This window comes from Candidatus Termitispirillum reticulitermitis (assembly GCF_054655775.1).
This window is the reverse complement of sequence record NZ_BAAIHG010000066.1, coordinates 1-6,564: the sequence shown is the minus strand read 5'-3', so window position 1 is coordinate 6,564 and position 6,564 is coordinate 1. Positions and strand designations below refer to the sequence as shown.

General features: G+C 45.2%; 9 protein-coding genes. 2 read left to right on the top strand and 7 right to left on the bottom strand.

The genetic code is table 11. The features are described 5' to 3' along the window. Together AC1MDJ_RS06480 and AC1MDJ_RS06475 are read left to right on the top strand one after the other, a co-directional pair. Window positions 1-90: FAD-linked oxidase C-terminal domain-containing protein (locus AC1MDJ_RS06480; RefSeq protein WP_479690118.1), on the top strand; the 90-nt coding region annotated here is incomplete at its 5' end. 2 nt (window positions 91-92) lie between these two features. After that, window positions 93-1,256 carry a (Fe-S)-binding protein gene (locus AC1MDJ_RS06475; RefSeq protein ID WP_479690117.1) on the top strand — a complete coding sequence of 388 codons (1,164 nt, stop codon included), beginning with the start codon at window positions 93-95 and terminating at the stop codon, window positions 1,254-1,256. A gap of 1 nt (window position 1,257) precedes the next feature. On the opposite strand, the gene AC1MDJ_RS06470 is transcribed toward AC1MDJ_RS06475, so the two are convergent. The 7 genes from AC1MDJ_RS06470 to AC1MDJ_RS06440 form a co-directional block, all read right to left on the bottom strand. Continuing rightward, window positions 1,258-1,668 (bottom strand): ExbD/TolR family protein, encoded by a 411-nt coding sequence (locus AC1MDJ_RS06470; protein ID WP_479690116.1) that lies wholly within the window; start codon window positions 1,666-1,668, stop codon window positions 1,258-1,260. Continuing rightward, window positions 1,665-2,261: a MotA/TolQ/ExbB proton channel family protein gene (locus tag AC1MDJ_RS06465; RefSeq protein ID WP_479690115.1), complete on the bottom strand. Its 597-nt coding sequence runs from the start codon at window positions 2,259-2,261 to the stop codon at window positions 1,665-1,667. Before AC1MDJ_RS06465 ends, AC1MDJ_RS06470 begins: the two co-directional genes overlap by 4 nt. A gap of 32 nt (window positions 2,262-2,293) precedes the next feature. Beyond that, window positions 2,294-2,635 carry a DUF5329 family protein gene (locus AC1MDJ_RS06460; protein ID WP_479690114.1) on the bottom strand — a complete coding sequence of 114 codons (342 nt, stop codon included), beginning with the start codon at window positions 2,633-2,635 and terminating at the stop codon, window positions 2,294-2,296. Then, window positions 2,632-3,705, bottom strand: coding sequence for an MBL fold metallo-hydrolase (locus tag AC1MDJ_RS06455; protein WP_479690113.1), 1,074 nt, complete (start codon window positions 3,703-3,705; stop codon window positions 2,632-2,634). The genes AC1MDJ_RS06460 and AC1MDJ_RS06455 overlap by 4 nt, the downstream gene beginning before the upstream one ends. Before the next feature lie 19 nt (window positions 3,706-3,724). Beyond that, window positions 3,725-5,731, bottom strand: coding sequence for an LTA synthase family protein (locus AC1MDJ_RS06450; protein ID WP_479690112.1), 2,007 nt, complete (start codon window positions 5,729-5,731; stop codon window positions 3,725-3,727). Between the two features lie 8 nt (window positions 5,732-5,739). Beyond that, a complete protein-coding gene (locus AC1MDJ_RS06445; RefSeq protein WP_479690111.1) occupies window positions 5,740-6,312 on the bottom strand; it encodes a phosphatase PAP2 family protein in 573 nt (190 codons plus the stop codon). Continuing rightward, on the bottom strand, window positions 6,309-6,564 hold a 256-nt coding region (locus tag AC1MDJ_RS06440), incomplete at its 5' end, for a hypothetical protein (RefSeq protein ID WP_479690110.1). The genes AC1MDJ_RS06445 and AC1MDJ_RS06440, both read right to left, overlap by 4 nt.

Genomic DNA, 6,564 nt, shown 5'->3' with positions numbered 1-6,564 from the left:
CAGCTTGGTAAGCGGGAGCGTGATATGATGCAATCTATAAGAAAGTTGTTTGACCCTAACGGCATACTAAACCCAAATAAGGCTTACTGACTATGGCTACGAAGGTTAAACGTGGCTGTGTCCAGTGTGGCGAATGTCTGCAGGTTTGCCCCGTATTCAAGCAATACCGCAAAGAGGAGTATTCTCCGAAAGCTAAACGCATACTTATGGAGCAGCTAGCGGGCGGAACAGCTCAACTCAGCTGGGGGGATATGTTCAGCCTTGCACGTCTATGTGCTGGTTGTGGCAGATGCAAGCAGGCTTGCTCTGGTAAGTTGTCAGCTGGAGATTTGCTTGCAGATATGCGCTCAAAGCATTCCCACTGGTCGCAATATATGTGGGACATCTGGATAAACAGGCTTGGTCCATTATGGGGGTTGTTCGGGCGGTTGGCTATGATGGTGCCATTGTCTATTGCTCCATCGCTAATGAAATCAACACTAGAAACTGCCAAAGCTATGGCGAACAAAACTGACATCAAGACGTGGGCGATAATTACGAAATCGGCTAAAGCAAAGATTGACGTATCAAAGCCTGTCGTGCTTTTTGCAGGCTGCACGGCTAACAACGTGCGTCCCCAGTGGGGGCAGACTGCACGACAACTACTAGAGGCTTGGGGATATACACTATTAGATACTAATGGATTCAACTGTTGCGGGGGGACTATGCACCACGCAGGGCGATACGAAGTAATGAGAACAATGCAAGACCAGAATATCAACGAATGGCGCAAACTAGGCAAACCGCATATAGCGGTGTTCTGTGCATCCTGCTATCATAGTCTAAAGGCTTATGCTGATAGCGAGGACGATAACGCCCCACTAAATGGCGATGATGGGCAGGAATGGCTAGCCAGTTTGACCCCGTTAGCGGGCTTATTGACAGATGCAATTGCTACCGTAACAGCTGATAAGCCAGCTAAATATGGCTACCACGAACCCTGCCACTGGGAGCAGAAGGACGGCGATAGGTTATGGCTGTCAGACTTGCTCTCTGGGCTGAATAAAGGCGAAGGGCTGTGTTGTGGTATGGGGGGCATACTAAAGATGACCGACCCCGACCTGTCAAACAATATGGCGCGTAGTTGTATGGAACAGTTTAGTGCGGATTTGCGATATGTGCTGACTAGCTGTAGCGGGTGCACTATGCAGCTATCGGCAGTTGCCGCTCAAAAGGAAGTCTATCACTGGCTAGATGTGGTGAAAGTGGGGAGATAAACTACGGTTTGTCAGTCGCTATAGCAAAACTCTCAAAGCCAGCGGAGCGGGCAGCATCTATGACCGACACTACAACGCCATGTTGGGTTGCCTTGTCAGCCTCTATAACAACAGATGCATTTTGTGCTTTTTCATACTCCTGCTTTAGTTGTTCGTTAAGCTCACTTGCCATAGTGGGCATTCCATTAACGTAAATGCTGTTATTTGCTGTTATTATAACGCGGACAACAGCGTTTTCCTGCTTAGCCTCCGCGGTAGCCGCTTGTGGCAGGTCAACGTCTAGCTCGCTACTATCGTTAAATGATGTGCGAACGGCAAAGAATATCAGCAAGATAAAGATAACATCTATCAGCGGCATTATATTGAGTGCCAGCCGAGAGGAATCATTACTGGCGGCAGTGTGAAACTTCATTTTATTAGCTCTATCAATGCAATCGTCTGCCGTTCTAACTCATTCGTAATTTTATCAGCCATGTATTTTGCTATGTGGTGAAACACTTGCACTGGTATGGCTATTGAAATACCTGCCGCAGTGGTGATAAGTGCCAGTGCTATGCCACCCGATAGTGCCTGCCCATCGCCTATAGCACCAGTTGACATAACGTTGAATATATCTATCATTGCAAATACGGTGCCGAGCAGTCCCAGTAGTGGTTCTAATGCAACAATTATCAGCAGGGTGCTTTGATAACTGGCAAGTTCCCGTGCCTCAATGCTACCGACCTCTTCGGCTACCGCAGAGAGCTTTTGCCAATCTTGCCCTTTATCTTCAATGAGTCTAGCAGCTATGCGTGTAATAGCGTAATCGTTTATAGCGCACAAGCTAGCCGCCTCATTATAGTTGCCAGCACCGAGCAACTCCTTTAACTTAGCTAAAAGCGCAACAGGGATAAATCGCTCAGGGCGCAACACCCATAGCCGCTCCAAAAATATGCCTAGCGCAACAACCGACAACCCCAATATGGGATACATCAGCACTCCGCCCTTCTGAATAATATCAATCATAAGAGGATTTTAGCATAAGTTATCACAATTTGCTATTTCGTATTTCCACGCAAAAACCTACTCGTTGTAATGGTTGTTCCATCAGGAAACTTTATTAAGTAGTCTTTGCCCGATATGGAAGAGCGTGAGGCTATCCGCTCTATAAAATCTTCGGTAGTTTTGACTCTATCTCCAGCACGTGCCAGCTTACCACGTAAATGCTCTACGGCTTCTTTGGGGTTATATTCTTTCCCGTTGCGGATGAATACTGAACCTGTCGGAATAGATTTCATTGCCTGCAGTAGTCGCTCTATCTCACCACTAGAGTCGTCAGCGGCATAGATGAAAACGCTACTGAGCAGTATAAGCACAAAGAGGATAAAACCATTTTTCATATTTTAGTAAATTCCCCCACGCGTAGTGGACAGGTAGATTTCACCAGTTCTGGATGCGCTTTAAGGTGTTCATACACCTGATACAAGGGGTACAAGACAGGTTCACGTCCAAGCCGTATCACCCCAAAGTGCATAGGGATAGCTTTTTTTGCTCCCAAATCTGCTGCTGCCTTAAAGAACTCATCTGGATTAGTATGTGCATAATGCATTATATTGCGTGGCTCCTCAGCACCTACCCCTACGAGTGCGTAGTCAATGTTATAAAGTCTGCCAAACTCCTTAAAGCCCACAAAATAGCCACTATCGCCCGCAAAGTATATGGTCTTGCCAGCACCAGTGAGCATAAAGCCACCCCAAAGCGTGCTACTGTCTCTCTGCCCTATCCGCCTAGACCAGTGCTGAGCGGGCAAAAATGTATACGTCACATCACCTATAGTCTTTGACTGCCACCAATCAAGCTCATAGACCTCAATCGCGCCGTAACGTCTCATCAGATTAGCAAGCCCCAGAGGGACGATGTATATGGCATTCTTCTTTGCAGAGATTTCTTTTATGGTATCAGAATCTAAATGGTCGTAATGGTTATGGCTTAGTAGCACTACGAGATTATTAGGAAGATTATCAATGTCAAATTTTATTTTAACCTCTTTACGCACTACCAGTGCGGTGTCTGACAAGAACGGGTCGGTGAATATAGTGTTCCCTGCCAGCTTGATGATGAATGTAGCATGCCCTACAAATGAGATACTCTGGTTGTAGCTATCATTTAGATAGCTGTAATCATTGTCAACATTTGTAAGGTTTGCATCGGAGAACTCTGGGTTGAATGGATTTTCTGCAATGCGGTTCTTGAGAGCGCGAACTAGACTCATACCTCCGCCACGTAGCATCCACGGGTTAAAAAATAAACCATTTTCACCATAGTGCTCAGCGTATAGCAGTCCAACATCTTGCTCTGATGTGCGCCTTGTCCATTCTGTCTCATCAAATGGTGGCAATGGAGAGCAACCTGTCAGTGCTGTCAGCCCTGAAACTACACCTGCTTTCAAAAAATCGCGCCGTGTCATCATAATATAAGCAAAATCTTTGCTATTCCCCCGTCTTTTTGTTATGATACAGCATGTATCTAGCTGTTTCCTCTATGCCAGTGGTTAGCAGTTCCAGTGCTTTTGCATCTGCTGGTTCAGGCTCTACCAGTTGCCAGTCACTGTGCATGTCATCCTTTTTCCTGCTGTAGATTTCGCCCGTGCCACCCACAGCAAGTCTGTCTCTGCTTACTAACAGTGGAGTTGTGTATGTCCGCATTATGAATGTCCAGCGGTCGTCCCCGTAGCGTTTATCAAATAGGTCACGCCCAAGTGTCGTATTGTGGTATGAAATTCCTACAAGCCCTGCAATCGTAGGGAATAGGTCGGTGTGTCCGCCTGCCTGTAAAACTACCCCGCTCTTGAATCGTTTCGGGTAGTGGATGACTAGTGGGACTTGATACTCGTGCAGCTCAAGTTTCTGATATGTTTTAGGGGCAGCTGGGGAGCTTTCCATTATCCCGTGGTCGCCTACTACTATAAATATTGTATTGTCGTAGTAGTCGGACTTTTCCGCCAGCTCAAAAAACTCTTTCAGTGCAAAGTCGCACAGACGCATTCCATTGTATTCCTCCATATAGAAACCATACTTTTCCACAAATGACGTTTTAGGCTCTGAATAGTCAAACCCATCTATATTTTTAGGTATGGTAAATGGGCGGTGATTAGCCGCTGTGAGTAAAACTGCAAAAAACGGTTCGCTCTTATCAAGACTAGCTAGATATGCGTTAGATTCCCTCATCAGAGCGATGTCTGATATGCCCCACGTATCAACCCGTTTAGCTTTCCAAAACCCCTCTTCCAGTATCTCAAGCCCAGAGATGTTGTTGGCGAGCACCCCGCGCATATTTGCCCAGTTAGCATTGCCACCGAGCATAAACAACTTTTTATAGTCCTTAAAATCAGTCCAGATTAGATGCTGGTCTACTGCATCAGCATCGCGCGAGGAGCTATCAAATGACGGGTTCTTATCGGGTATGCCTGTAAATATTGAAAACAACGCCCTAGCAGTGGTGCGCGCTGATGCATAATAGTTAGGAAAATATAGCGACTTTTCTGCTAACTGTTTCAAAAACGGCGTAACAGGCAGTTCATCAAACATCAACGATGTTTTATGTGTGCTTAATGATTCAACTATAATCAGCACAATATTTGGTCTAGTGCGCCCAGTCTCTGGCACCAGACGCATATAATCAAGTGGCGTATCACCCTTTAAGTCTAAATTGCCCTTTATCCCCAGATAATCAGCCACTAGTGGATATGCAGACTGGACTAGCTTTATGTCTTGCCTATTTTTACGCTTTTTGCGTGGCTTGGTGTCATATATATTCTGCACGGGGTTCAGCCCCAATGCGCTAATCTCCCTTTTGCCCGCAAAATATGCCTCGCTCCAGCGCAACGGAAACCAAGTGAAACTATACTGCCCATAAATTAAAATAAATGAAATAATAAAGGCGAAAATACCTGATATTATTTGCATTTTGAGCGGATATTCGCGCGCATAGAAGCATTTATCAAATATAATTTTAATAATCCGCCCCGCCCCATAAACGGCTAATGCCATAAACACTAGCAGGGGCAACACGTGGTAGGTCTGCCATACCATTAAAATAGATTCTTTTAAGTCGTTTAGTTGGTGAAATAGCTCAAAATTGATTCTCACGCCAATATATGAATAGTGCGCAAAATCAGCCGCATATACAACTAACAATATGAATATTAACCCCATATAAAAGTGACGCAGGTAAATGCTAATAACGTCGAAACGCTTATTTAATATAGGAACATACAGCACGAATAGGACAGGCAGAGCTAGCAGACAAGCAAGTCTGCCATCAAATCTAATCCCAATGTAGAATGCTTTAGCGATAACACCTGCGGGGTTTGCAGACAGAGCACTCCACTGCCACAGGGCGAATATAGCGCGCATTATTAGCTCAATCAGCCAGATAAAGCCCATAAACTTCAGATAAATCAAACAATTATCAGTTAAAAACTTATTCTTTGGCATATAGCATTTTACCACGCCAGCGACACCGATACAACAAACTCTTTATCAGTGAAATACAGAGAATCTATGCTAAAAGATACATTGTCCGCCTTTTCTTCCTCTACCTTTTTTTCAAGCGGTCTTGCTATTAGATATGAGAATAAGCCCGCAATAGCCGCCCCCGCCACCACGTCATGCACGTAGTGTTTGCGGGCATCCACCCTAGAATATGCAACAAACGTGGCAGCCATATAAGGGACGATTGCTTGGTTTAGCCCGTAGCGTCTGTGGATAAACGTTGCGCCACTAAATGCACCTGCGGCATGCCCTGATGGGAATGATTTTTTGGAGTCGCCTGATTTATAGTCAGGTCGTTTCTCTTTTGTTGCACTTTTTAGCCCTTCCGATGCTAGTTGCGTTACTCCCGTTGCCGCAATGAGCTGCAGTGAGCCGTAGCCATCTAAATGATAGCCTGTCAGAGCAAGAGCATAGAGCGGCACAGCATACATCAACGTATTACCTGCGCTACGTGTATCAGCGTAAATAGGAACAGTCAACCCGCAAAAGAATATGAGTAGCAACACACATAAACGTTTTATCATTTTTTAGGTATCTCCTTCTTTTTGTTGTTATACAATAGGTAGTTGGATGTCTCCAGCAACCCCAGCGCAAGCCATGTGTCAAGCTCGCTAATGTTATCGCTATGATTATCAATCACCCAGTCCAGCCGTATATTATCAGCATCACGCTTATACCACCTATTTATAGTGGCATTGTATGTTTTCATAAACGTTTCGTTGTCGCTTTTCAGCTTCCGCATATCAGCAACATAAAGCCTGCGCCCATTTAGCATA

Coding starts and splice junctions, on each gene's coding strand:
- AC1MDJ_RS06475 (WP_479690117.1), top strand. CDS start 93: ATGGCTACGAAGGTTAAACGTGGCTGTGTCCAGTGTGGCGAATGTCTG.
- AC1MDJ_RS06470 (WP_479690116.1), bottom strand. CDS start 1,668: ATGAAGTTTCACACTGCCGCCAGTAATGATTCCTCTCGGCTGGCACTC.
- AC1MDJ_RS06465 (WP_479690115.1), bottom strand. CDS start 2,261: ATGATTGATATTATTCAGAAGGGCGGAGTGCTGATGTATCCCATATTG.
- AC1MDJ_RS06460 (WP_479690114.1), bottom strand. CDS start 2,635: ATGAAAAATGGTTTTATCCTCTTTGTGCTTATACTGCTCAGTAGCGTT.
- AC1MDJ_RS06455 (WP_479690113.1), bottom strand. CDS start 3,705: ATGATGACACGGCGCGATTTTTTGAAAGCAGGTGTAGTTTCAGGGCTG.
- AC1MDJ_RS06450 (WP_479690112.1), bottom strand. CDS start 5,731: ATGCCAAAGAATAAGTTTTTAACTGATAATTGTTTGATTTATCTGAAG.
- AC1MDJ_RS06445 (WP_479690111.1), bottom strand. CDS start 6,312: ATGATAAAACGTTTATGTGTGTTGCTACTCATATTCTTTTGCGGGTTG.